This is a genomic window from Paenibacillus provencensis, assembly GCF_042678545.1.
Classification (GTDB): domain Bacteria; phylum Bacillota; class Bacilli; order Paenibacillales; family Paenibacillaceae; genus Paenibacillus; species Paenibacillus provencensis.
The window spans coordinates 1,184,278-1,209,155 of the sequence record NZ_JBHTKX010000001.1; the positions used below are offsets into that span (position 1 = coordinate 1,184,278).

Consider the following 24,878-nt stretch of genomic DNA (forward strand, 5'->3'; position numbering starts at 1 on the left):
CAAATTTCAAAGGCTTAGAAAGAGGTGGGGTAATGTACATATCTGAGCTAAAAGTGGCTGGGTATAAAAATGCGAAGGAAACCTCACGAATAAAATTTAACAAAGGACTTAATGTTTTAGTCGGTGAGAATGGATCAGGGAAAACCACTATAATAAATGCATTGAGGTTAATTCTCAAAGAAAATGAGTTTTCATATATGAATATATCGGAGGATGACTTCTTTATATCGCTCGATAAACAAGTTTCTTCTGAAAATATTAAAATTGATATCACCTTTGATTCATTAACCCCAGATGAAGAAGTAACCTTCTTATCATGGTGTGATGCTGAGTTCAAAGCACAACTCCATTTAGAAGTAAACGCCAATCCCAACCGGAAAGGCTACTATAAAAAAGAAATTTGGGGAGGACAATCAAAAGCAAGTATTTTCGAAGAAGAAACCTTCGAATGTATTGATTGCATTTATTTTCCACCATTAAGAGATGCTGAAGAGAAATTAGTGAACGGAAAAAAATCTCGTCTTGCTCAGCTTTTAAAAAAGCAATATGGTGATAATAAAGAGAAACTTGTCGATAGCGTCAAAGGTTTTAACGACATAATCACTAGTAATGCTGATGGGAACTATAATGAAATAGAAGCAGCTAAAAAGAACATAAACACAAAATTAGTGGAAACCTTGGGAAGTCATCTTGGACAAAGTGTCAATTTGCAGTTTGCAGAGACAACTTTTAATAAAGTGGTTGAGAGTATTAAAATGGTGTTTTTTCCTCTTAGCGGAGAGACGGATCCCAATAAGTTCAGAGATATTGCAACAAATAGTCTAGGTTACAACAACCTTTTATACATCGCTACAGTATTCGCCGAACTTGAGTTGCTAAAAGACAATAACTTGGTGACGGTATTACTGATTGAGGAGCCTGAAGCTCATTTACATCCTCAATTGCAAGTAAAATTTATTAAGTACCTAAAGCAGTTGACAGATATGTTGCATAATACTCAAGTGGTCATTACAACACATTCCCCTGTCTTAGCTTCATCAATAAGTATAGACAACTTAATTCATATCGTGCAAAAGGATGAGAATTTTGTTGCAACTGCTTTGAAAGATATCAATATGGGCAATAGTAAAGGTTATTTAAATCGGTGGTTAGATGTTACAAAATCAACGTTACTTTTTTCAAAAGGAATCATTTTAGTAGAAGGTATCAGTGAAGCCATGTTAATTCCTGTGTTAGCGCAAATAACGCTGGCAAAATATAATATTTCAGTAATTGAAACTTCAAAAAAACCATTGCCGAGTTCCTTGGAAGAGGCAGGGGTCTCAGTTATAAATATAAATGGCATTAATTTTAAACATTTTTTGAAGTTGTTCTCCGATTGTGATGATAGTTCGGGAGAAGAAACATTACCAATCCGTTGTTCTGGTATTACTGATAATGATCCGGGGAAAACGGAAATTTCTTTATTCGATAAAGTTGGAATGCCAATTTTGAGTGATGACGGAAGGCCCAAAAAAAAGTTAATCGAGACATACCCACTTCCCAGTAATACTTCAAAAGGAAACAATAGCGCCTTAGCATTAATTGAAGATGTTAACAAAAGCAAGTGGGCACGATTATTTCATTCGCCATTAAAAACTTTTGAATATGATCTTGCTATGGAAAAAAACACAAAATTAATGGCGCAAACGCTTAAAATTTTGTGGCCTACTGGAAATGGAAAGGTAAGTAAGGATTGTGAAAAAATTATTGAGTACGATAATAAATACGTTGATGAGAATCTTTTGAGTGAGGATGCAAAGTTTATTATTGAGCATATTGAGGATGAGAATATAGGTAAAGGAACTTTTGCTCAACAATTTGCAGAAATAATCGAAACTCAAATCAATAATGAACTGTTTAAGATTGCTTCAGAAAAATCTAATTCGACGGCAATATTGCAAAATATCAGCAAGCTGATAAATGTCCCAAAATATATTGAGGATGCAGTAATTTGGTCTTGTGGTGGTGATTTACATGACTAAAGAAGAAATGCAAGAGGTACTGTCAAAAGTTTTATGCAGGAAAGACCACCCTCTTCATTGCGACAGTTGTTCTCATAATCCAAACAAGGAATCATCGTCGCAGGAAGAGCGGTATGTTTGCCGCATTTCAGAAAAGACGGAGCAGCAGCTCCAATATATATTTTCCTCAATTAAGCAAAACATTTTTTTAGAGGCATGCGCTGGAAGTGGGAAAACCGAAGTTGTTGGGATGAAGATGTCATATGAAATAAGCAAATGGACAGATAGAAACAACGGAATAGCTGTACTAACGTTCACAAATGAAGCTACAGAAACAATAAAAAATCGCGTTGAGCAATTTTCGAAACTATCCTCATTACACCCACACTATATTGGGACACTAACAGGATTTCTTCATGGATTTATTGCTCAAAAATTCGGCTACAAATTTTTTGGTAATAATGGGAGAAATGGCGACTTTTCATATCGGTTGGTTGATAAAATGATGGATACTTTTAAAAATCATTGGCTAGAGAATTATAAGTCAAAAATTCCCTATGTCTATGGAGTTGGAAAACAAGAAAGTATTTACGCAAATCAAATATATTATGATTATCAGAAAAAAGATTACTATATACAATTCTCCGAAAATTACAAATTAACTATTACTGAATACTATAACTCAAAAAACTTTCAGAGATTTGTTCAAGATACTCGAAATAAATATAATAATAACGAGTTATATAAAATTGAATACGTTAAGAAACAACTCATAAGTGACAAAGTTAAATTTTTAAAAGATGGATTTGCAAATTTTGAAGATATGAATAACATTGCTTTTAAGGCTTTGCAAGAAAATATAAAAGTAGCTTCAATAATATCCAAGAGGTTTCCAATAATTATAATTGATGAGTGTCAGGACTTATCGTGGATCGAAATTCAAATCCTTGAGAAATTAAAAGATGCTGGAAACATACTTCATTTTATTGGTGATTTAAATCAAGCCATCTACGATTTTAAGAATGCCAACCCAACATATACAAAGGAGTTCCTGTCTAACTTTATTTGTTATAAATTAACTGATAATTTTAGAAGCTGTCAACCGATTGTTGATGTATCAAATCGTATATCTTCTATCACAACAACAATAGCAGGAAGAACCAACAATAAATTAAGTGACAATAGTGTTTGTTACTATGAATATGATGACTTACAAGTACTTCAAGAAAAATATTTGTCATTCTTAAACCTATTCAATATCCAACCTGAAAGTTCCTCTATTTTAGTTCGTCAACTTTCATTAAAATCAAATTTGCAAGTACGTTTAGATCAAAGAAGCGTTCATTTGATATTAGATGCAATTCAACTTTGGAAAGCGAAACAACAATCAACTAGAATAATGGCGTTAGAACTTGCAGGAAAGCAATTGCAAAAATGGTTAGGTGGATCGAAAAATAAAGATAATTATTTTTGTCCAATTGATATTAAATCTGCATTCAGATGGCGGATTTTTATCAAGGATTTCCTTCAAGCCTGTTGCTCAAACTCTTTTATAAATAATTTTGAAAATAAAAAATATGGTGAGTGGTATAAAACAGCAAGGGAACAACTCCCTTCTATCTTGCTGAATACATATAAAAATTTAAATGAATATGATGAAAATCCGCGTGATTTTAATAGTTTACCTATTTTACGTACACCTTCAGGTACAGCAGAAAGTGCCATCGACGCGATATCAATGCTTGAGACCTCTATGTCAATAAGAATTAATACAATCCACTCTGCTAAAGGTTGTGGTTTCGAAAGTGTAATGGTCGTTTCGAGTAAAGATCAAAAGAGTATCGGTGGGCATTGGAAACAGTGGATGGAAGAGGAAGGCGAATCAAAACGAATAGGATATGTTGCAAGCACCAGAGCTAAATATTCATTAATATGGGCTGTGCCGAAACTAAATGCAAAAGACAGGAACCAATTAGAGACTTATGGATTTAAAAGAATTGAATAGTTCTATGTACTAGGGTGTGTATTCAAACTACTAAAACCCGCAATGGTTTGGTAAATTATTCATATGAGAAGACGATACGAGACGATCAATGGGAACAACTAAAAGATCTTTTGCCGCTAGAACGAAAACTCCAAAGAGGACGCCCTGCTACGGATAACCGTAAGATGCTCAATGGCATGCTTTGGGTGATCCGTTCAGGAGTGCCGTGGCGGGACTTGCCAGAATACTATGGCTCCTGGAGCAGCGTCCACAGCCGATTCCGCCGATGGGAGAAGACGGGCATATTCGATCGCATGCTAGAGGTGCTGTCCACTGAACCTGATTCCGAAAGTGTCATGATTGATGCCTCCATCGTCCGTGCTCACCAATATGGCGCGGGAGCAAAAGGGGGCAGCAATTCAAGCGATCGGACGATCTCGAGGAGGCTTAACCTTCAAGATTCACGCGGTTGTGGATGCTCTGGGCAATTCCCTCCAAATGGAAGTGACGGCAGGCAATATCAACGATTGTGTGGCGGGTTACGAGATATTGCAGTCCCTTGATATCAAGGGCAAACACATTTTAGCTGATCGTGGGTATGACACTGATAAAAATCATCTCGTTGTTGGTGGAAAAGCAAGCGAATTCTGTGATTCCCAGTTGTAAACATCGTACCGTTCAACGATCGACCGACTGGTGGTTGTTTAAAGAGCGATACTTGGTCGAATGCCTCTTCAATAAACTGAAACATAATCGGCGACTGGCTACACGTTACGATAAATTAACGTGTACTTTTGTTGCTTTTTAAAGTTAGCTTCCTCCATGATTTTGTTGTCATGAGGTTAGAATACACAGCCTAGCAGAGCTGGCTTTCATTATATAAGATGCTGCTGGTGGGTTAAAGGCGTTATGGAGCGAAGAAGCCAAACTTTGCAGTGGAGCGATTCAATGGAAGGCGCGTTTATTGAATCGCGGCGGAAAAAATTCCAGTGTTTACGCTCACGTCATTGACGGTGAATAATGCACCGACAAAGTACGTGAACGGCGACATTCCAGCGATAAGGCTAATGCGAATCATTAGATTAAGGAACTATTAACGCTGCCTCTCGTTTTTCTCCAATAATACCATATCCCCTATTTTCTAGTCCTTCATAAAAAGATACTATTTGGCTCCCCAGGCTCGTTCAGTCATACGGAGTAAGCGAACGATGGCTACTAAGAGCCGAGAGCTGCAGCTAAGTGGTCTTAGGTTACATTGACGCACTTTTCCTTATTTGCGTTCCGATTTTTTTCAAAGACCAGGAAGTTTGAAATGATAAGCCATTCCGGAAGTGCAGACGATTAAAACAAAGAACAAGAACAAAAGGAAAGGTCAAAAGCCAGGTCAAGTACGGCATATCGGAGATATCGGAGACACCCTCTTGAGTATTCAGTATAGTTTGATAATTTTATGCAGGTGTTTAGGATATCTGATACTATTATATTATGATAACTCTAGGAGTGAGTTAGTTGGCTTATTCAGCGCAAGTTTATGAAATAGTAATTGCATCACCGGGTGATTTGAAGAAAGAGAGAGAGATAGTCAGAGATTGTGTTCTTCAATGGAACAGGGATCATTCAAAATTTTTTAATCTAATCTATATGCCCAGGATGTGGGAGACAGATACTGTTCCTGAAATAAATATACGTCCGCAAGAAAGCATAAATAAACAGATCCTCCACAATTCCGATATTATGATAGCCATGTTTTGGACAAAGCTTGGTAGTCCGACGGGTAAAGACCAATCAGGAACCGTGGAGGAAATCAATCAGTTTATATCCTCAGAAAAACCAGTAGCATTATATTTTTCAGACAAAAAATATTCGCCATCTACCATTGACCCAATGCAACTCGAAGCACTGAGAGCTTACCAAAGTTCTATTAGAGACAATTCTTACTACAATGTGTTCAAAAGTACTAGTGAAATAAAAGAGCTGGTATTAAAGTATCTCAATGTAACTGCCTCAGAAATAACTAAAAAAAAAGAAAGTAATCTGTTAATTGATATACAAGAAAATGAAAAATCGAAACCCAATTCATTAGATGACTTTCATAGCTATCTTTCGTTGGCAAGTCACGCTAACGCAGATGGATTCTGGTTGAGCATTGTAGCCGGTTACGATGATGGTTACTCTAGCTTCAATACAAATGAAAAGGAATATATATTTGACTGGGCGACCACAGTATTACAGTCCGTTTATCCAGAAAACGTGGGTTCAAAACGCTATGGCAAAGATTTTGTCTCAGTAACATGTAAAACGCAAGATACAACTGCCCCAGTGTTTCAAGTTCGATATGATAACGTTGGTGTTGCAATGATCCAATGGAGGGCGATAAACCCTTTCATTCCGCTTAACTGGTTAATAACACTTTGTTTAGTTTCAGTAGCTCAAGTCGTAAATAGTCCGATTGTTTCAGGCCAGAGATTAAGAAAGCTAGGGATTACGTTAAGTAATTCTCCAGAAGAGGGTATAAATACTGATGTTGTTTTTTCATCATCAATGTCAGATGTACATTTTAACTCCCGTAATTCGATTTGGACGTCAACTGTAGATGAAGATGTTAATATTGATAAAGTCATTAAAGAATTTGTTCGGAACACTCTTCAAGAGTGGGGATACTATGATTTTGAAGATAGCTTAGATTCCCTCATTTTGAAGAATGTTAAACAGGACTACTTACTCCTGCTAAACGATTAATTTTGCTCCGCTAAAATTTGTCGATGGTAGTGGAGCAGGGCTGATTCGAGTGTCGTTCTCTCCGAGTTCTCTCAAACGTCCAGTTTCGCTCACTTTTTGATGATTTCCCGAGACGCCTTGTGGCACTAGGAAAGGGTATGTGAAACGCCGAAATCCCTTGATCTTGTAGGCTTTCTGCAGTTTTTTGGTTCCCCTAAAGGGACATGATTTCCGCTCGGTTCCCTTTACCGTGCATGATTCAGGTTCGTGTGGGCTAACCCCCCGTGGAGGTTCGAGCACTCTCGACCGTACCATATACTCAAATCAAACTCTTCTTCGGAAGGGTTTTTATTTATGCCTAATTCCCCACTTTTACTAACTATACACACTTTATCACAGGAAATTCCTATCGTCTGTCGAAAATCATTAATAAGTTGCCTATGGATTTGAAATTTTATGTATTTGAATCCTGACGATTTGAAAGTGAGGGGACTATATGCTTACAGTTGAACAATACATAATAAAGATGAAGAAAAAAGATAACCTTGATGAATTCAATTTTAAAAATCATTCCGAAAATATGTCCGCGGTTCTGAAGTATGTCATGGATTATTTTAATCATTATCTGAATCCGGAAGAATACGATTATGAGAACATCAAAACAGAACAATCAGCATTAAAAATCTTCCAAGAGATAGAAGGCTTCTTTCCTGAAAGTAAGGACTTTGTTATTCAATACTACAAAAAAACAAAGAGCCGGATAGATCGATTACTGAAGTCATGGATGTATGAACGAAAATACGTTCATCTTATTTACAGTGCCGAGGATTATGAGGATACGATTCATAAGTTCTGTAGCAGTACAAAAATGAAAGGAACAGAAATTGAGCAGTATCGAGATCAATTGATCATTCTGGCAAAAGAGATAAAAGCAAAAGAGACAGAAAAACCATCCATTTCCGGATTTAAGTATTTGGATGACAATCTGGTTGGTTGGGTAAAAGAGACGTACCGCAGTTATGGCGTAAATTTATTCGAGTTTGCTCAAAGCTATACAGGTGCTTTTTTTGATGAGTACATTGAACGCATTTATACCAGGGAATCAGAGCATTTCTATTATATCAATCGTTACAACCATAGATACAATGATAATCCGTTTAATATGGATGTTCTTTATAGAGAGAACGAACATCGTCCTTTTATTAATGGTCATAAAGGCGAGTTGGAAATGCTGATCATGTATGTATGGGTATTTGATGATGCAAGTGATGAGGGCTACTGGCCTGAGTATGTAAATCTATGTATTTCTACAGGAAGAGTGAGCCTGGTAAAACGGATTAATGTGTTAGTGCCGGTAACGACGAAAGGCATGATGTACCCTGTAGATATCAAGAGTAATATGACCTTTCTAGAAACGACAACAGGTGCTTTAAAGGTTGCTCCAAATGAAGCGTACATTTTGCGCCTGAGCTATGAGAAAGACAATGATTTGTTATGGAAAGACGCAGCACGACTTGATGTTGTTTTAAAGAATCTGATGGATACATTCTCCAAGTATGGTATGCCTGACACACTGGAATTGTTATCCCCTCTACGCTCTCAAACCTATGGTGAAGAGGAGTTTTTCAAGCAGTACTCGATTCTCGAAAAAAGCCTAAAAAAATATAAAACCATAAAAATTGCTTTAGTTAATGGACCTCAGAAGCAAAGTGGAAAGTCAAAGTATTTGATGCAAACAGCAGAGGATGTTGTGAATATCCATAAAATAGTGAAAGAAATGAAATATAAATTAAAGTTTACTATAGATATTTCAAGGCTGATCAAGCGGAAGAATTATAAGGGGGAATTCGAGGAGGACTTCAATCGACTTACTGAGATTAGATCGGGCATTGTTGGAATTCATTTGTCAAGGCTTCCTAGCCGAACGGGATTTTCTCATAGACATTATAAAGATGGAAATAGGTATTTATATAAATATGATTATCCTGAGAACTCGGATTTCTTAGGCTCATTTTCAGCATTGCTAAATGATAACTTGAGCCGTTACTTAGTGCCTGAGGGGATGACTTCTGAAGCTGAGCTTGAAGAATTAGTTGATGATCTGCTAAGAGGCGGGTTCTCTTTTTCCGGTCAGGAGGTCGAATAGTGGTGTGGCGACATGGTTTTATAGAACTAAAGGACATGAACAATTATCCGATAAATCAGCTAAAAGAGCTTGATAAAATTGAACTGCTAATACCGGAATCAATGACCAAGTTTAATCAATGGTGCAAGGATATTCAAGCTGTGAAGCACAATAAGTACCTACATCCGTTAATCATAGAATATCAGGAAGAGATTGCTTACCGCAAGGCACGTGACGAAGAACATCAATTTTATAAAGAGATTGATCCATATTCGCTAAGGAATTCAAAGGTTGAAAACCGCAGGAACAAAGCTGTGTTGTTCATAGACGTATCTGATAAGCAAGCCAATCGGACATATGGAATTATGAATAGCTTAATTGATGCAATTAGTGAATTGGGTGGGAGGGTGGACGTATTTGCAGGAGAACAGGACAATATCCGGATACGATTACTAGACCATGAGTATTCCGCCTCATTGATCGAAATTATGGTCAAAAGACGTTCTTTTTTGTCGAATTTACAATCTGGAAGTATGACGGGTTTAAGTCCCATGTATGAAAAGATCCCCAGTGGTTTGCTCAGGATGGAGTTCACAGAGATTTTCGGTTACGCACACAGAAATAAAACGGCCCAATCCCTTTGTTTTAATGAAACCCTGGATCGACCGTTTGAAAAACAAATAGGTGAGATTCTCATAGATTGTTTGAAAAATGCCATTGGGATAAGCGTATCTAGACATATAGCTGAGCGCGAATATGAAGTAAAGAAAAAAGAGAAGGAACGTCTTGAAGCCATAGAAGAATCCAAGAAGCAGGAGCTTCAGCGACTTGAAGAGTACATTCTTCGCAAACAGAAACTAAAACAAAACATTGAGAATCAAATGAAGAATTGGGTTAAAGCGAACAAGTTGCGCGATTACGCCGAGGAGTTAGAGCGATTTGTTGTAACATGTGAGGATGAGATAACCAAGAAGTCATTCTCCACTTATATCCAATTGGTGCGAGAAGCTGCGGAGGATTGTGATCCGGGAGGGGACATATTGAATAAGGTACAGGAGTTAGAACATGGAAGCAAATGAATTCTCCCGCAGCTTGCTGTGGGAGAATTTGTTGCTTCTTATCCATGTAATAAAGGCACTTTCAATATGCTTCTCTTTAAGCGACTTTCATGTGTGTACTTTCGGACAGACCCGGCGGGAAGGGATAGCAATAAATCCGGGCCTCGCCGGTTAACCAAAACTTAGTTTTAATCGAGGCCCGGTGAAAGTGGATTGATCTGGTTGTCGCAGTAACCGCACAAGTTTATCATTGGAAAACGCTGTGATCGGATCTTTGGGAGCATTTCAATCTGACAATCTGCTTCGCCTGAGGCTATAGAACGCTGACAAATTGATTTTTAGAGGGTCCGGTTTTGTCCGGAAAATGAAACGAATAGTGAGGGGGATTTCAGAGTACATCTGTTTGGAGGGACGAGGATGAGCGGAAATGTTGTAAGCCTGTTTCGGCAAAGTCAGAGTGATAGATCGAATAAACGACGCAGAAATGATTTATACGATGTAGAATCGTTTTCCAACGCGGGTTATCGGCTAACGTGGGAAGAAGCCGTGAGATTATTTGTTCAGGCCCGCCGCGCTGAAACATCAAGCGAGGATACCGTAAAGTTTGAAATGAGCACTTTGAAATGTTATGAGCGAATTTTGCGAGAGCAAGAGATCGAAGCCGACATCTATCATGTATCGACTGACTTGCTGCGAAATAAGTTTATTATGGCTATGGTTGAGAAAAAAGGCTACAAGCTCAATACGATCAATAATCGAATTAAATCCATCAAGCGTTTCTTTTTATTTTTATACGAAGAAGGCTGGATTCCAGACAACCCGGCAGAACACTTACGAACACGCAAAGGTCATCAACCAACCATTCCATCCTTCACCGAAGAGCAAGTTGTAGCCCTGCTCAAGCAGCCGAATCAAAACACGTTTACGGGGTTTCGTGATTTTGTCATTCTATCCTTGATTTGCGACAGTGGACTGCGCGTCGGCGAAATCACAAAACTCAAAATGAATCAGGTCGATATTAAAGAGAATCAGCTTCTTGGTGTCATTGGGAAAAGCAAGAAGCCGCGGGACATCCCTTTTTGTGATGATGTGCGTAAGCTCTTAATCCGATATATCAAAGCAAGAGGGGACATCCACTCATCTCATTTTTTTGTCACACTGGATGGTCGTCCGCTCGGTGTTCGCTCTTTTCAAGGAGCTCTACATCAATACGGTAAAGATGCCGGAATCACTAACGTTCGGGTAAGTCCTCATACGTTAAGGCATACCTTCGCCAAAATGTACATTATCAATGAGGGCGATCCGTATAGCTTGCAAGATATTCTCGGCCATACTTCTCAGGATATGGTGAAGCGTTACGTTAACTTGTGGCGTCCAGAAATGAAATCGAAGCATGCGAAATCTTCCCCCGTGCGCCGACTGTATCAAAACAGGTTGATTTAAATATTTCAATCAGGTTGAAGAGCGAAGGCCATTCCGTTGTGAATGGCCTTCGCTGCTGCTTATGGCAAGGTTCAAATAATACGTTTCATGTTTTCAACCGGGCTATACTTTTTGTGCTGTTGCTTAATATCGCTGCTAAATAGCTCAACATAGTATTCGACCATTTTAAGCGTGGCGTGGCCTAATATTCGCCGGAGCGTGAACGGATCACCGCCATTTAAGATATAGAACTTGGCCATCGTATGCCGGAAGGTATGAGGGGATACCCTTACCCCATTAATGCTCGAAGCAAGACCGTAATCATGCATTTTCTCCTGTAGCGCTCGGGTGCTGATCTTTTCATTGTTCAAGTTTACGAACAGCGCTTCCGTCTCCAAGTCTCCACGTATATCCAGGTAACGGCGTATCACTTTAGCACACGTTTGTTGCATAGGCACGCGGCGGGCTTTTCCCCCTTTTCCTTTTGTAATACGAATTTCTTGTTCCTTAAAAAAGACATCGCCAATCTTCAAATTACATAATTCACTGATTCGCATTCCCGTTTCAAAAAGAACCAGCATCATGGTGTAGTCCCGAAAGCCCGAGAACGTATTTCGCACCGGTTGCTCCAACAAGGCGACGACTTGTTCTTTGGTAAAGGTTTGAATCATCAACTTTTCAGCTTTGGTGGCATGAATCTCGTTTGCAAGATTCTGAAGGAGCCAGCCTTCCTCAAATAAATATCTCAGGAATTGCTTAATGGCCTTTATGCGTCCATTTACGGTATTGTCCGATTTTCCTTGTTCGAATAGATAGGCAATAAAATGATTCTTAATATCTCGGGAAGTGACAGAGTAAATATCCAGTACAATCTCCTGGTCCCGGAAGGCAGCTTCCAATTGTTTTGCGCTATCCTGATAAAAACGAATCGTGAGTGGCGAAAGTTTTTTTGATTTGCAATCGAGAATAAAAGAGTGAAGCAGATCGCTATAGCTTAACTGTTGCTTGGCGTCGCTCGCCTTATCGACCTTTGTTAATTTGTTTTGTCTGCGTCCGATAGTCATTCCCCATGCACCTCGCTTTCGGTGAAGATAGAGGGGAATTCCTGAATGATCTGTTCCAGCGGACTAAACTTCTCATGTTGGATCTGCAAATCGCGCGAGAAAAGTTCAACATACATTTCAGTTGTTTCTATCCGTGAGTGCCCGAGAATATTTTTTAACGAGAAAATATCGCCACCGTTTAATAAATACTTTTTTGCAAAGGTATGGCGAAAAGTATGGCAGGAACATTGAACATCCTGAATGTTTGCGGTTTTGCATATCCGCGAAATCATGGTTCGAATGCCACCTTCATCGAATGGGCGATTGTCCAACGTGATCCACAGCCGATCCGTGTACAACGTTCCTCGCTCCAGCAAATAAAGATGTAACTCATGAGATACAATTCGCTGAATCGGCACCATTCTGGCCTTTCTGCCTTTCCCATGCCGAACACGTACCATTCCTTCATCTAATAGAACATCTGTGATTTGGAGTTGAGTGAGTTCGTTCAGGCGTATGCCGGTTTCAAGCAAAATCAACATCATCATGTAATTACGGAAGCCAGTAAATGTTGAACGATCGTGTTGAGTGAACAGTCGCGTCAAATGAGCATCCGTGAAAGTATGCATCAAAGAGGGTTGGACTTTAAAAGGCTTTAGTCCATCCGCAATATTGCAATCAGCTTGTTTCTCAGCCACGAGAAACGCGAAAAGTTCTTTGATAATAGCCAGGTTGCAATTGACGGTTCTCAGGGACAATGCCCCATCAAGCATACTGGGGATGATGCGATGTTTTAACAAATCGGAAGTCAAATCAAACCATTCGAGATTTTGGGTTTTTAAGTGCTGTTCGATGTTTTTCAATCCGTCCCGATAACGGCGAATAGTCGTCTTGGCCAAGTTTCTGGACTTGCAGTCCATGAGGAACAAATGAACCAGGCTTGACCAATCGATCATATTAGGTTGAGACACTTCGCATTTCCTCCCTTATTGGATATGCGAAGCAAAGCAGATATACGAAGTGAGCAGGGGGAGGTTCGTAAAACATTTGGATGTACGACTGCGTTTAACTTCCACGAAATTTCGGGTTATTTACAGCCTTTTGGAAGGGTTTTACAAACGCGAAAATCCGTTGATATATAAGGGTTTTTCGGCACTTTTAGGGGGAGTGCTCACCTCCTCCCGGTTCGTATAACAACATATTCACGCTGCGGACATTCGCCCTTGGCCCGGCATTCGCCGGACACCCGACACACGTCGGGTCGTGAATACAGGAGCGTTATCTGAAATGGCTGAAAAACCAAAGTCACGAAGACAAGGGGGAGATGTTGATGAGTTATAAAATCATTGGGATAAGAGAAAACCCTGAATTTGCAGAACAAGCAATTCAATATTTTTCTGAGCGGTGGGGAATTGAGGAAAGGATATACCGGGATAGCATTGCAAACAGTTTAACCACCTCCAGTAAATTGCCCCGGTTTTATTTGATAACGGAAAGTAATCGAGTAATTGGAGGGTTTGGATTAATCACGAATGATTTTATTAGTAGACAAGATCTATTTCCATATTTGTGCGCATTGTATATTGAAGAAGATAAGCGAGGGAATAAATTAGGTTCTGTATTGCTAGAACATGGAAGAAAAAAATCGAAGAGATTAGGATTCGATAAGCTTTATCTCTGTACTGATCATAATGGATACTATGAAAAGTACAATTGGCGATTTATTGGAGTAGGATATCATCCATGGAATCATGTAAGTAGGATTTATGAAGCTGATACAACAAGTAATAATTGAATGTAATTCAGAGAAGTCAGACACATCATATAACACTAATTTCACGCATCAGGGACATTAGTCCCCTCGGTCCGAAAGAGGCAATTCGAGAAGCAATTGCAGCGGACAACCCTGCGAACCTAAACGCAAAGCGGCCGGTAGCTAAAGTTAAATGGTACTGGCCTTCAATTACAACACAAAGATGTAAGTTCGGCCATGTTAACGTTTGATTCGATTGGAGTTCCAGGGATCTTTTTATGCGAGACCCAAGATTCAAGTAGATTACAATTTAGAAATACGAATAATGAGGTTATTCATAGCGTAATCGATTTCTATACGAACGACTTGAAAGGATTTTATAATTATCTGAATGATCAAGGCGTACAAGTAGGGGAATTGAATATTAACTCTGAATTTGACTTTGGGGGATTTGGATTTAAAGACCCAGATGGAAATTTATTAAGTGCATGTAATGCGATTCAGAATGGCCAAGTTTAACCATTTGTAGTAAACTCGGAGAAGATACTTACTTCATATAAAACCGTATTAACGCATCTGGTTGGCATTCGCCGACCCTCGATCCGCCCGAAGGATTTCGATGGAACTGGATTAGGCGGACAACCCTGCGAGTCTAAGTCCGTCGGACCCGGTCGCCTGCGCTCCCTTAAGCCTCTCGGGTTCGTAGATACAAAATCGTTATAAGAAATTGGTGCACAGAGAGAGGAATATTATGCAAACTTACGCTCACTTTGTTTCGAAGAAAATAGAGAACGAGATAAAGATATTCAGACACCATACGGAGTTTCATTCTACTAATGGTCCTGGGGAGGTAATAGGATTAGTGGTCATGATGAACCCAGGAGACGCAAGACCAATTAATGAAACCCTCTATAGACGGCTCGAAAATTTTGAATATGAAACTAACGAGCCGGTTCTGACAGTACCCGATAATACAATGAAGAAGGTTATGCGGATGATCGAGGAGGCTTACTATCAAGATGGAATTACACTTCCAGATAAATACTCAATTCATATTGAAAATATATTTAATATTCGTGAAAAAAATAGTGATAAGGCTAAAAGATATGCAAAAAGTATAAACGGAATGAACCATTTAATGTTTAAATCGAGAGAATTATTGGACAATTATAATTTTGTGTTTATAGCTTGGGGCAAGTTAGATATAGGGATAGAACGTCAAAGAGACATCCTTACAAAATACCCACAAGCAATAGTGGTAAATAAATTAAACTACAAAGGTACACTCTTGGATGTTAGTTATCCAGTACATCCTCTATACATGAAAACAGAATATTTTTTAAAGGCATCAAAAGGTAAGATAAAGGTTAGATTGCTCGAAGAAGACGCCAGCATCTAATAACATTGTGTTCACGCATCGGGCATACACCCTCGGTCCGGCAGAGGGATTTCGTGGAAGCTTTAGCAGCCGAACACATCCGACTCCGTCGGACGTCGTGAATACAGGAACGTTATAAGAAATTGACGCAAGCATAATATTGGAGGTTATTTCATGACCGTATTTAAAGTGAATCCAGATCGAAGTAATTTATACGGCTCATTATCTGCTGAATTTGATCCTATATTAACAATTAGTTCCGGAGATACCGTTCAATATTCAATATTTGATGCTGGTTGGGGCACACCGTCTAATGAAGGGAAGAGAATAAAGCCATTTGAAAGACGAAAAGAAATTGATTCTGGACATGCTCTTTGTGGTCCTATAGAAATAATAGATGCAAAAAAAGGGATGACATTGGAAGTTAGGATAAATGAAATCATTCCAGGTCCCTTTGGCTTTACAGCTGCGGGTCAATATCCAAATTGGCAAAATCAAAAACTGGGATTGACCGATTACAAAGAGATTGTTCTTCAGTGGGAGCTAGATCATAGAACTATGATTGGAAAAACAACAATAAATGATCAAGTATTTTCAGTGGGTCTCAAGCCTTTCATGGGTATATATGCGATGCCTCCTGAACAAGGGGGAGTCCATATTACTTGGCATCCTCGGTTTTGTGGTGGAAATATAGATTGTAAAGAGCTAACCAAAGGAAGTGTGTTATATCTTCCCATCTCAGTAGACGGTGCCTATTTTTTTGTTGGGGATGGTCATGCTGTACAAGGGGATGGAGAAATCAGTTGCCAAGCGATTGAGTGTCCTATGGAGTTTGTTGAACTAACTTTTACAGTACGTAAAGACATGAATCTTTCAATGCCAATAGCTAATACCCCTAATGGCTGGGTTAGTTTTGGATTTCATGAAGATTTAAATGAAGCTACGGTTCAAGCTATGGATGGGATGTTAAATCTTATGTGTAAACTTTTTAATCTTAATCGTGTTGAAGCTATTGCATTAGGAAGTACAGTGGTTGATTTAAGAATTACTCAAGTTGTAAATGGAGTTAAAGGTGTGCATGCTATACTTCCACATGGTGCATTACGATGAGTAGCATATTCACAGATGGCGTCAACTCTTATAACACTGTATCTATGCTGTGGGCTACGTCCTTGGTTCGCAAGAAGTAGTAAGCAGAGAAGAGGATTCAGTTCACAACCCTGCAAGGCTAAGTCTGTCGGACCCTGTCGTTAGGCTCCTTAAGCCTCTCGGGTTCGTAGATACAAGAACGTTATAAGAAATCAGGGGAAAGCCTGTAACAAGAAGAAGCAAGAGCAGAAAGTTCTACTTTCCTATCCCATGTTTCATTCAATGGGTGAAATCGATAAGATTTTCGAATAGAACTTGTTTTTGATGGAGATAAACATGAACTCCATTTCATCGAACAATATTATAGTTGCAGGTAGGCGTCATACTGTTGGTGTTAAATCTGACGGAACGGTAAAGGCTGTGGGTGATAATAATTATGGCCAATGTATTGTAAGTGATGAAACATTTCATTATTACAGGAACGTCGAGAGGTATAGGTGAGGAAGTATCTAAGGTGCTTCTTGAAGAAGAAAACTATGTTTATGGTATATCTAGAGGAGACTCGACTAGATTAAGTGGTTACAAGAGATATCACCATTACAATTATGTGTTAAGCTATGTATCAGGAATTGAGAGTTTGCTTAGTAGGATTCTTAATCAAATGAATATAAAAATAAAGTAATGATTTGTCTTATTAATATCGCAGCGTTGCTCGAACCTTTGAAATCAGGATGATTATTAAAGTATTCTGATGGAAAGTTCGGAGAAGGCGTTGACATCATCTAACATAATATCTTGCTAAGGGCCGTTCTCGGATAAGAACTTTGTAATTAAGCGAAAGAAGAAATGAATATTGAATTGTCGTCAACAATTGTTTACAAAGCAGCATCATTTTAGAATAATTGAAGTTTTGATTTGAACAATATCGAAATTGATGAAGTAGCAAATTTGTACACGAGGAGATAAATATATGACAATTAACAAATTACTAAGAATGGACAATGTTGGCATCGTTGTAGAATCTATTGATAACGCAGTCTCTTTCTTCGAGGAGATTGGTTTGATCCTTGAAGGGAGAGCCAATGTTGAAGGCGAGTGGGCTGGCCGCGTAACCGGACTAGGTTCTCAGTGCGTAGAGATTGCTATGATGGTTTCCCCAGATGGTCATAGCCGAATCGAACTTTCGAGATTTCTCACTCCACCTGCAATATCAGATCACCGGACTGCTCCTGTAAACTCCCTTGGCTATCTACGTGTCATGTTTACAGTTCAAGACATTGACGAAATGGTAACCAGACTAAGTAAGTATGGTGCTGAGATCGTTGGCGAAGTGGTACAGTATGAGGACTCGTATCGGCTCTGCTATATTCGTGGAATCGAAGGACTTCTAATTGGTTTGGCGGAACAACTCGGCAGCAAATAACTAAGTGGCGATTACGTGAGCTCGGAATATAAAGTCCATTTTCAAGTGAAGTATTAAAACGCCTATGGAAATTGACAGAGTTATCCCAGTACGCATTCTTTCGTACAGGACCTAGAGGAGACATAAATTTAGGGCCCTAGCAATAAAGTTAGGGCTATTTCTATTTGAAGAAGATAATATGAAAAGTTCAAGAAGACGAGTAAGTTAGGAGAAATAAATGAACAGAAATAACAATTCAGTATCGATAAAGCTAAGAAGTTTAACTGTAGATGACTATAGCAAAGTTCTAAATTGGAGTAAGGACGATTCTTTCTGTTCAGTAAATGGATGGGAGAAGAATAGAAGCCCTAAAGAATTATATAAATGGTGGCTGAGTTGTGTAAATAATGCTGCTGAAGATTTTATTCGATTGGGAATCGAATTTAATGAAGAGTTAATTGGATATGCTGACTTGGCCTGTATTAAAGCTAATTCTGCTGAATTAGGTATTGCAATCGGTGAGAGTAGATTGTGGGGGAAGGGCATCGGATATTTATCAGCTATATCTATGATAGACTACGCGTTAAACAATTTAGGAATTACAGACTTTAACGCAGAAACACACGACTCAAATATTAGATCCAGAAAAATGCTTGAGAGAATAGGCTTCAAAGAAGTTAGTAGAATGGGTAGTGAAGCGTATTTAGGAATCGACACACAACTCATTCAATACAGATTAACTTTATGAAGGGACACAATCGTTAGCAAAGTCAAAATATAAGAACGCTTGTACGTAGATGGGAAGTAAAATATAACGGACAAATGTAGGTGGTCTCTTTGTAATGCCTTTAAGTGTCACAAACAATTTAACCAGAATTCGTCATGTCTATATTAGGGAAATATATGCAGTGGTAAAAGATAATGTAATAGCATTGGGAGTTTCCCATCTACGAAAGCTATTATTAATAATAGCTTATGTGGAGATTGGGATTAGTTTAATGTCATTAATGAAACGCATATCATCATTCCTGCTAATTTGATATGATAATTTGGAAATTAAGAGTTAAAGGAAGGGTATACATATGACACCAATCACGATATATGATATTGCACGTGAAGCTGATGTATCGGTTTCTACAGTTTCAAGGGTGCTGAATGATACTGCACCTGTACGCGCCAGCACCAGACAGAAGGTGTTATCGATCATAGAAAAGCACCAGTTCCAGCCCAATGCGCTCGCTAGAAGTTTGATCAAGAAAGAGACAGGGACAATAGCAATTATACTGCCTGATATTACAAACCCGTTCTTTCCAGAAGTGTTTTCGGGGGCTGAGAATGAGGCTCGGGGCCTAGGGTATACCTTCTTTCTATGCAACACAGGGGGAGATCATGATCGAGAAAGTGAATACTTATCTATTCTTCGCGAGAAAAGGGTGGATGGCATCATTTTTCTCGGTGGCAGGGTTAACTTGCAGAATTGCCCGGAGGATATGGCTCAGGAATTGAACGATATCGCGGAGCGACTGCCGATTGTATTGGTGAATGGAAATTTACCCAAGAGCCGAATTCACCGGGTCTATACAGACGAAGCTGCAGGAGCTGTACTGGCTGTTAAGCATCTATTAGATCTGGGACATCGTGAGATTGCTTTTGTCGGAGGTTTGCAGAAAATGTCTACGACCATGCTTAAAGTAAAGGCTGTTCAGAAGACGCTGAAGGAACATGGCCTTGAGATTCCAAAAGATCGTTTACTTCTGGGCAGTTTTTCAATTGATGATGGTAAAAGGTTGATGTCCGAGCTGCTAGAACAGGATAACCGACCAACAGCAGTCATGTGTGTAAACGACTATACAGCTATCGGTGCAATCAAAGCAACGATTGAACATGGCCTTTCTATTCCCAAGGATGTCTCCATTGTTGGATATGACGATACACCGCTTGCGACAGCCGTTATTCCCGAGCTGACCACCGTATCCCAGAATACATATCAGCTTGGCAAGCTCGCAGTTGATATATTACATGAGTTAATTCTTCAGAAGAAACCGAGAAGGAATACAACTTTGCAGCCAGAGCTGATTGTAAGGCAGAGCACTGGTCCTGCCCCTGCTAAGATATAAGGAGCCAAGAAAAGAAAGCGTTGACATATAATGGTCGTGAGGAATATAATGGGTCCGTAAATGAAACCCCTTTCATTAGCTGGAATGGGTTTTAAGTTTCAATGTTATGAAACCCATTTCATGAAATGGGTTTCATAAATTCTCCAAATTATATTGAGGGGGCGTCCAGTATGAAGAGAGGCTTTAGAATCATTCCATTACTTTTGTTGATCATGGTCATGATCATAAGTGGCTGCAGCAATGGAGATAGTGGAGCTGCATCCGACGGCCAGGTTAATCTCAACATGACCATATGGGGTTCTGAGGATGAGAAGAAAATTTATGAGGAACGGCTCGCCATTGTCAAAGGAAAGTATCCCGAAATTAATGTGAAACTGAATGTTGTCGCAGGTGACTACGACCAGAAAGTACAGACCATGATTGCTGGAGGTACAGCCCCAGATATTATGATGATAGCAGAGAATTATCAAGCGTATGCAAGCAAGAATCAGATTATTCCACTCGATGATTTAATCACAGCGAACAATGTGAATATGACGGAACGCTATTCCGATGACATTTCGAAGCTAATGAAGTATGAAGGTAAACAGTATGGCATGCCGGATCGTGCAGGTGCCATGGTGCTCTTTTATAACAAAGACTTGTTTGATCAGGCTGGTGTGGAATACCCGACAAAGGATTGGACTCAGCAAGATTTACTCGATGCTGCTCAAAAACTTACCATCAAGGAGAACGGAAAGACGGTGCAGTGGGGCTATTATCCAAGCAGCTGGTGGCCGCAATGGATGCAGCTGATCTACCAGAATGGCGGTTCACTGTTCGATGAGAACGGCAAGCCTACTTTTAACACTGAGCCTGTACGAAATGCACTGCAATTTATGAATGATCTAACTTTTAAGTATGGGGTAAGCCCAACGCCAACCGAAATCGCAGATATGGGGAATATCGGTGCAGATCCGCTATTTGCACAAGGAAAAATTGCAATGGAAACGACTGGTTTCTGGAATATTGGTTCACTGGCACAAGTAGAAGGCATTAACTGGGACATATCACCGGTCTGGGGTGTAACGAATGCGTTCTTTAACGGATTTACAATTACGAATGATTCCAAGCACAAGGAAGAGGCATTTAAGGTCATTGAAGCGCTGACAACCATTGAAGCCCAAATGCCTATGATCGATGCTGGCCAGGATGCTCCTGCAACCAAGGCAGGACTAGAAAGTGACGCATTCCTTAATGCAGAGTACGGTGGCAAGAAGATAAACATGGCTGCTTTTAGTGATTCCGAGATCTATGCAGAACCGCTTAATCCGCAGTGGAACGAAATGATGAAGCTGATTAACGATAAGCTGGGCGTATACTTCAATGATAAAGCGACCCTTGATGATACGGTTACTCAGATTCAGAGCGGATTGGATAGACTGTATCAGTAAACAGACGTTCGATTATACGGTAATATTTGTAGTTCAGAGATGGGAGAAAGATGAAATCCGGGTGCGGATTTCGTCTTATCTCTTGTTATAGGGAGGGTTTGACGTGAGACAAAAGGACGGAAAATGGTTCTATCTCTTTATCTCGCCTTGGCTGATCGGATTTATTAGTCTGACTCTAGGCCCGATTCTGTTCTCAATCTATATGAGCTTTACGAATTGGGATCTGTTTCAGTCACCAACTTTTATCGGACTGGATAATTACAAGACATTGCTGACGGATGATCCTCTATTCTGGAAATCGGTGGGGAATACCTTCTTCTATGCGCTGATTTCAATACCGCTCGGTATGGCCATTTCATTATGGATCTCTTATTATCTGAACAAAAAAATTAAAGGGATCACTTTTTTTCGCATTCTATTTTATCTTCCTTCGGTCGTTCCTGTTGTAGCAAGCTCCCTGTTATTCGTCCATTTACTGGCTCCAACCGAAGGACTTATTAATAAGACCTTATCCATCTTTGGTATTCAAGGTCCTGCCTGGCTGCTCGATCCGAATTGGGTGAAACCGGCCCTTATACTGATGTCTCTTTGGGGAGTTGGGGGCGGAGTCGTATTGCTCCTTGCAGGAATGAAGGGGATTCCACAAGAGTTGTATGAGGCAGCCGCGATCGATGGGGCGAAGAGCGCACAATCCTTCTTCCACATTACCTTTCCAATGCTGACACCTGTCATCTTTTTTAATCTAGTGACGGGTATCATCGGGGCGCTGCAAACTTTTGCACAAGTATTCATCGTTACATCAGGGGGGCCTGACAATGCCAGTCAGATGGTGGTTCCTTATTTATTTCAAAATGCATTCCAATTCTACAAAATGGGCTATGCTTCAGCGATTGCATGGGTGCTGTTTATCATGATCATGGCATTAACCCTGTTGGTCTTCCGTTCATCAGCTCTATGGGTGCACTATGAGGAGGGAAAGGATAATGGCTAATCTATCTACCACCGAAAAAGCGGTCTCCTACATATTCTTGATACTCGTAGGTGTGCTCCTGGCCTCACCATTTATGTACATGATCTCCATTGCCCTTGCCAGCGAGTCTACAACCGTACAATCTGCCTTTACATTTATCCCACGAGAGTTCCAGGTGTCTAATTTCCTAACGATATTCACAAATAACAATTTAGGTACTTATCTAAAAAATTCAATCATCATTACATTCTTTACGATTATTGGCTCGGTCCTGTCTGCATCCGTTGTTTCGTATGGATTTGCCCGCATCAAGGCGAAGGGAAGTCGCCTCTTATTCATTGTTCTACTTAGCACCATGATGATACCAGGTGAAGTTACGATGGTACCGCAGTTTATCATTTTCCGTCATCTTGACTGGATTAACACGTTTTATCCCTTAATTGTTCCGAGCTTTTTTGCTGGAGCCTTCAATGTATTCCTTATCCGGCAGTTCATCATGAGTATACCAAAATCATTGGATGAAGCAGCCATGATCGATGGCATGGGGCATCCCGGAATCTACTTTAGAATCATCATGCCGCTAACCTATCCGATACTTACTGCAATCGCTATCTTTTCGTTCTCTTGGAACTGGGGCAATTTCATGGGGCCTCTCATCTATATTAATGATCCTGAGAAAATGCCGCTCGCACTGGGTGTGCAGCTGCTCACTACCGTTGGTGGTGGACAGATGCCTCCGTGGAATTTAGTCATGGTCGCCTCGTTGTTCTTGACGATGCCTATGGTGCTGGTCTATCTATTTGGTCAGCGTTATGTATATGAAGCAAATATAACTGGTGGAAGCAGTGGTATAAAGTAACGGGGAACTGCTGTAAGTTGACTTTATTTATACTGCTGGAGGGGAGATCTAATGAACAAATCTATTTACGAAGCAGATACATGGATAGCGCCTTCGAGTGATGCCGTCCGTTTGAAGCTGCAGGACGCATATGAACATTTTGAGGGCTGGGGAACTTCATTAGCTTGGTGGGCGCATGAATTAGGTCAATGGGGGAATCAATCCAAGTTAAATGAAGTTCTGGATCTCGTCTTCGACCTGGAACAAGGGCTTGGTTTAAACATCGTCCGTTATAATATCGGAGGTGGAGAGAATCCAAACATGCAGAAGCTGAGACCCGGAGGTGATGTCCCTGGTTTTCAACCTGAGCCTGGAGTATGGGACTGGGAAGCGGACACAGGTCAGCTTAATGTACTGCAAGGTGCGCTGAAGCGTGGTGTTAACATTACCGAAGCATTCTCGAATTCCCCGCCATATTGGATGACGATTAGTGGGTCAGTTACAGGCGCAGTCGAAGGTGGAAACAATTTGAGAGAAGACCAATATGACGCTTTTGCCGATTATCTTACCGAGGTGGTATTGCATTATCGTGATCAATGGGGCATTATTTTCCGTACGCTTAACCCTCTGAATGAACCTTCTTCAAACTGGTGGAAAAAAGGAAATATTCAGGAGGGCTGTCACTTTACAGTTGACAAGCAAGCGGAGATTATTCAAAAAACAGCGAACTCTCTAGTTCAAAAAGGGCTGATAGGCACGAACATCAGTGCAGCCGACGATAACAGCATTGATGAAACGGTGAAAAGCTTAAATAACTATGATGACAATACATTGAATGTGATCGCTCAGATCAACACGCATTCCTATCATGGCAGCTCTATGGAGGAATTGAGAACGCTGGCCAAAGGACATGGGAAACGGTTATGGATGTCTGAATACGGAACAGGCGGAACAAAGCCACATCATCATGAGGATATGGTCTCGGTTCAGGAGCTGGCAGAACGTATCATGCTGGATCTGAGTATTATGCAGCCTTCAGCATGGATTTATTGGCAGGCGGTGGAGGATGAGGGGGCAAATAATAATTGGGGATTTATCCATGCAGACTTTGGTGGGTCAGAGCAATATGACATCACTAAGCAATACTACGGTATGGCCCATTTCAGTAAATTTATCCGTCCGGGTTCGCTGATCATACCGACGAGTGATTGTCGTACACTTGCTACATACGATAAGATGAGCCGACAGCTCGTGCTCGTGATTCGTAATGAACGTCCAGCCGAGGACAAGGCGGTTGAGTTAACTCATTTTAATTATCCAGATACTGCAGTGGCTCAAATGTATGTAACCTCTCCAGCACATAATCTGGAGAAGTTAGATGATATGCATGTACCAGCAAATGGACAACTGACACTGAATATAGGTGCAAACTCAATAACGACTTTGGTTATTAATGAAGTTGCACTTAGAGAGTCATAATCAATAGAGTTATAAAATCAAATTAATTAATGTATAAAATAAATCGGACGATACACGAGCCGGCCT

The 24,878-nt window shown here is 40.0% G+C and carries 21 protein-coding genes and 1 pseudogene; 20 read left to right on the top strand and 2 right to left on the bottom strand.

Annotated features, from left to right (window positions below):
* Nucleotides 1-32 precede the first annotated feature (32 nt).
* The 8 genes from ACFQ3J_RS05610 to ACFQ3J_RS05645 all read left to right on the top strand — a co-directional run bounded on the left by ACFQ3J_RS05610 (nucleotide 33) and on the right by ACFQ3J_RS05645 (nucleotide 11,331).
* Complete coding sequence (locus ACFQ3J_RS05610; RefSeq protein WP_169284729.1) at nucleotides 33-2,024, top strand: ATP-dependent nuclease; 1,992 nt, start codon at nucleotides 33-35, stop codon at nucleotides 2,022-2,024.
* Nucleotides 2,017-4,008: an ATP-dependent helicase gene (locus ACFQ3J_RS05615; RefSeq protein WP_169284728.1), complete on the top strand. Its 1,992-nt coding sequence runs from the start codon at nucleotides 2,017-2,019 to the stop codon at nucleotides 4,006-4,008. Before ACFQ3J_RS05610 ends, ACFQ3J_RS05615 begins: the two co-directional genes overlap by 8 nt.
* A gap of 14 nt (nucleotides 4,009-4,022) precedes the next feature.
* On the top strand, nucleotides 4,023-4,550 hold the full coding sequence (locus ACFQ3J_RS05620) for an IS5 family transposase (protein WP_169284727.1): 528 nt from the start codon (nucleotides 4,023-4,025) through the stop codon (nucleotides 4,548-4,550).
* Nucleotides 4,459-4,653: a transposase gene (locus tag ACFQ3J_RS05625; RefSeq protein ID WP_379292349.1), complete on the top strand. Its 195-nt coding sequence runs from the start codon at nucleotides 4,459-4,461 to the stop codon at nucleotides 4,651-4,653. The genes ACFQ3J_RS05620 and ACFQ3J_RS05625 overlap by 92 nt, the downstream gene beginning before the upstream one ends.
* Before the next feature lie 843 nt (nucleotides 4,654-5,496).
* A complete protein-coding gene (locus tag ACFQ3J_RS05630) occupies nucleotides 5,497-6,726 on the top strand; it encodes a hypothetical protein (protein ID WP_169284725.1) in 1,230 nt (409 codons plus the stop codon).
* A gap of 847 nt (nucleotides 6,727-7,573) precedes the next feature.
* Nucleotides 7,574-8,851, top strand: a complete 1,278-nt coding sequence (locus ACFQ3J_RS05635; protein ID WP_379292351.1) for a hypothetical protein — start codon at nucleotides 7,574-7,576, stop codon at nucleotides 8,849-8,851.
* The gene (locus ACFQ3J_RS05640) at nucleotides 8,851-9,909 is read left to right on the top strand and encodes a hypothetical protein (RefSeq protein WP_169284723.1); all 1,059 of its coding nucleotides are present in this window, start codon (nucleotides 8,851-8,853) and stop codon (nucleotides 9,907-9,909) included. Before ACFQ3J_RS05635 ends, ACFQ3J_RS05640 begins: the two co-directional genes overlap by 1 nt.
* A gap of 396 nt (nucleotides 9,910-10,305) precedes the next feature.
* Nucleotides 10,306-11,331, top strand: a complete 1,026-nt coding sequence (locus tag ACFQ3J_RS05645; RefSeq protein WP_169284722.1) for a tyrosine-type recombinase/integrase — start codon at nucleotides 10,306-10,308, stop codon at nucleotides 11,329-11,331.
* 71 nt (nucleotides 11,332-11,402) lie between these two features.
* On the opposite strand, the gene ACFQ3J_RS05650 is transcribed toward ACFQ3J_RS05645, so the two are convergent.
* Together ACFQ3J_RS05650 and ACFQ3J_RS05655 are read right to left on the bottom strand one after the other, a co-directional pair.
* Nucleotides 11,403-12,374: a tyrosine-type recombinase/integrase gene (locus ACFQ3J_RS05650; protein WP_169284721.1), complete on the bottom strand. Its 972-nt coding sequence runs from the start codon at nucleotides 12,372-12,374 to the stop codon at nucleotides 11,403-11,405.
* On the bottom strand, nucleotides 12,371-13,324 hold the full coding sequence (locus ACFQ3J_RS05655) for a tyrosine-type recombinase/integrase (RefSeq protein ID WP_248551631.1): 954 nt from the start codon (nucleotides 13,322-13,324) through the stop codon (nucleotides 12,371-12,373). The genes ACFQ3J_RS05650 and ACFQ3J_RS05655 overlap by 4 nt, the downstream gene beginning before the upstream one ends.
* Before the next feature lie 359 nt (nucleotides 13,325-13,683).
* On the opposite strand from ACFQ3J_RS05655, the gene ACFQ3J_RS05660 reads away from it, so the two are divergent.
* The 12 genes and pseudogenes from ACFQ3J_RS05660 (at nucleotide 13,684) to ACFQ3J_RS05715 (ending at nucleotide 24,812) form a co-directional block, all read left to right on the top strand.
* Nucleotides 13,684-14,148 (top strand): GNAT family N-acetyltransferase, encoded by a 465-nt coding sequence (locus ACFQ3J_RS05660; protein ID WP_251581464.1) that lies wholly within the window; start codon nucleotides 13,684-13,686, stop codon nucleotides 14,146-14,148.
* A 195-nt stretch (nucleotides 14,149-14,343) separates the two neighbouring features.
* A complete protein-coding gene (locus tag ACFQ3J_RS05665; protein WP_251581466.1) occupies nucleotides 14,344-14,625 on the top strand; it encodes a VOC family protein in 282 nt (93 codons plus the stop codon).
* 232 nt (nucleotides 14,626-14,857) lie between these two features.
* Nucleotides 14,858-15,505 carry a hypothetical protein gene (locus ACFQ3J_RS05670; protein ID WP_251581467.1) on the top strand — a complete coding sequence of 216 codons (648 nt, stop codon included), beginning with the start codon at nucleotides 14,858-14,860 and terminating at the stop codon, nucleotides 15,503-15,505.
* Nucleotides 15,506-15,658: 153 nt separating this feature from the next.
* On the top strand, nucleotides 15,659-16,594 hold the full coding sequence (locus ACFQ3J_RS05675; RefSeq protein WP_251581468.1) for an acetamidase/formamidase family protein: 936 nt from the start codon (nucleotides 15,659-15,661) through the stop codon (nucleotides 16,592-16,594).
* A 303-nt stretch (nucleotides 16,595-16,897) separates the two neighbouring features.
* Nucleotides 16,898-17,029, top strand: a pseudogene (locus tag ACFQ3J_RS05680) (chromosome condensation regulator); the annotation flags it as partial.
* Between the two features lie 514 nt (nucleotides 17,030-17,543).
* Complete coding sequence (locus tag ACFQ3J_RS05685) at nucleotides 17,544-17,996, top strand: VOC family protein (RefSeq protein WP_251581469.1); 453 nt, start codon at nucleotides 17,544-17,546, stop codon at nucleotides 17,994-17,996.
* A 217-nt stretch (nucleotides 17,997-18,213) separates the two neighbouring features.
* Complete coding sequence (locus ACFQ3J_RS05690) at nucleotides 18,214-18,723, top strand: GNAT family N-acetyltransferase (protein WP_091156969.1); 510 nt, start codon at nucleotides 18,214-18,216, stop codon at nucleotides 18,721-18,723.
* 334 nt (nucleotides 18,724-19,057) lie between these two features.
* Entirely contained in the window at nucleotides 19,058-20,092 is a 1,035-nt protein-coding gene (locus ACFQ3J_RS05695; RefSeq protein ID WP_091156967.1) for a LacI family DNA-binding transcriptional regulator, read from the top strand.
* 170 nt (nucleotides 20,093-20,262) lie between these two features.
* Nucleotides 20,263-21,525, top strand: a complete 1,263-nt coding sequence (locus tag ACFQ3J_RS05700; protein WP_091156965.1) for an ABC transporter substrate-binding protein — start codon at nucleotides 20,263-20,265, stop codon at nucleotides 21,523-21,525.
* 103 nt (nucleotides 21,526-21,628) lie between these two features.
* Nucleotides 21,629-22,516, top strand: a complete 888-nt coding sequence (locus tag ACFQ3J_RS05705) for a carbohydrate ABC transporter permease (protein ID WP_091156963.1) — start codon at nucleotides 21,629-21,631, stop codon at nucleotides 22,514-22,516.
* Nucleotides 22,509-23,354: a carbohydrate ABC transporter permease gene (locus ACFQ3J_RS05710; RefSeq protein WP_091156960.1), complete on the top strand. Its 846-nt coding sequence runs from the start codon at nucleotides 22,509-22,511 to the stop codon at nucleotides 23,352-23,354. Before ACFQ3J_RS05705 ends, ACFQ3J_RS05710 begins: the two co-directional genes overlap by 8 nt.
* Before the next feature lie 51 nt (nucleotides 23,355-23,405).
* Nucleotides 23,406-24,812 (top strand): glycoside hydrolase family 30 protein, encoded by a 1,407-nt coding sequence (locus ACFQ3J_RS05715; protein WP_251581470.1) that lies wholly within the window; start codon nucleotides 23,406-23,408, stop codon nucleotides 24,810-24,812.
* Nucleotides 24,813-24,878: the final 66 nt, after the last annotated feature.

Bases quoted from the DNA above. Each gene is read 5' to 3' on its own strand.
- ACFQ3J_RS05660 (WP_251581464.1), top strand. From the start codon at position 13,684: ATGAGTTATAAAATCATTGGGATAAGAGAAAACCCTGAATTTGCAGAA.
- ACFQ3J_RS05670 (WP_251581467.1), top strand. From the start codon at position 14,858: ATGCAAACTTACGCTCACTTTGTTTCGAAGAAAATAGAGAACGAGATA.
- ACFQ3J_RS05710 (WP_091156960.1), top strand. From the start codon at position 22,509: ATGGCTAATCTATCTACCACCGAAAAAGCGGTCTCCTACATATTCTTG.
- ACFQ3J_RS05685 (WP_251581469.1), top strand. From the start codon at position 17,544: ATGACAATTAACAAATTACTAAGAATGGACAATGTTGGCATCGTTGTA.
- ACFQ3J_RS05715 (WP_251581470.1), top strand. From the start codon at position 23,406: ATGAACAAATCTATTTACGAAGCAGATACATGGATAGCGCCTTCGAGT.
- ACFQ3J_RS05695 (WP_091156967.1), top strand. From the start codon at position 19,058: ATGACACCAATCACGATATATGATATTGCACGTGAAGCTGATGTATCG.
- ACFQ3J_RS05650 (WP_169284721.1), bottom strand. From the start codon at position 12,374: ATGACTATCGGACGCAGACAAAACAAATTAACAAAGGTCGATAAGGCG.
- ACFQ3J_RS05700 (WP_091156965.1), top strand. From the start codon at position 20,263: ATGAAGAGAGGCTTTAGAATCATTCCATTACTTTTGTTGATCATGGTC.
- ACFQ3J_RS05635 (WP_379292351.1), top strand. From the start codon at position 7,574: ATGAAAGGAACAGAAATTGAGCAGTATCGAGATCAATTGATCATTCTG.
- ACFQ3J_RS05645 (WP_169284722.1), top strand. From the start codon at position 10,306: ATGAGCGGAAATGTTGTAAGCCTGTTTCGGCAAAGTCAGAGTGATAGA.
- ACFQ3J_RS05665 (WP_251581466.1), top strand. From the start codon at position 14,344: ATGTTAACGTTTGATTCGATTGGAGTTCCAGGGATCTTTTTATGCGAG.
- ACFQ3J_RS05690 (WP_091156969.1), top strand. From the start codon at position 18,214: ATGAACAGAAATAACAATTCAGTATCGATAAAGCTAAGAAGTTTAACT.
- ACFQ3J_RS05615 (WP_169284728.1), top strand. From the start codon at position 2,017: ATGACTAAAGAAGAAATGCAAGAGGTACTGTCAAAAGTTTTATGCAGG.
- ACFQ3J_RS05610 (WP_169284729.1), top strand. From the start codon at position 33: ATGTACATATCTGAGCTAAAAGTGGCTGGGTATAAAAATGCGAAGGAA.
- ACFQ3J_RS05675 (WP_251581468.1), top strand. From the start codon at position 15,659: ATGACCGTATTTAAAGTGAATCCAGATCGAAGTAATTTATACGGCTCA.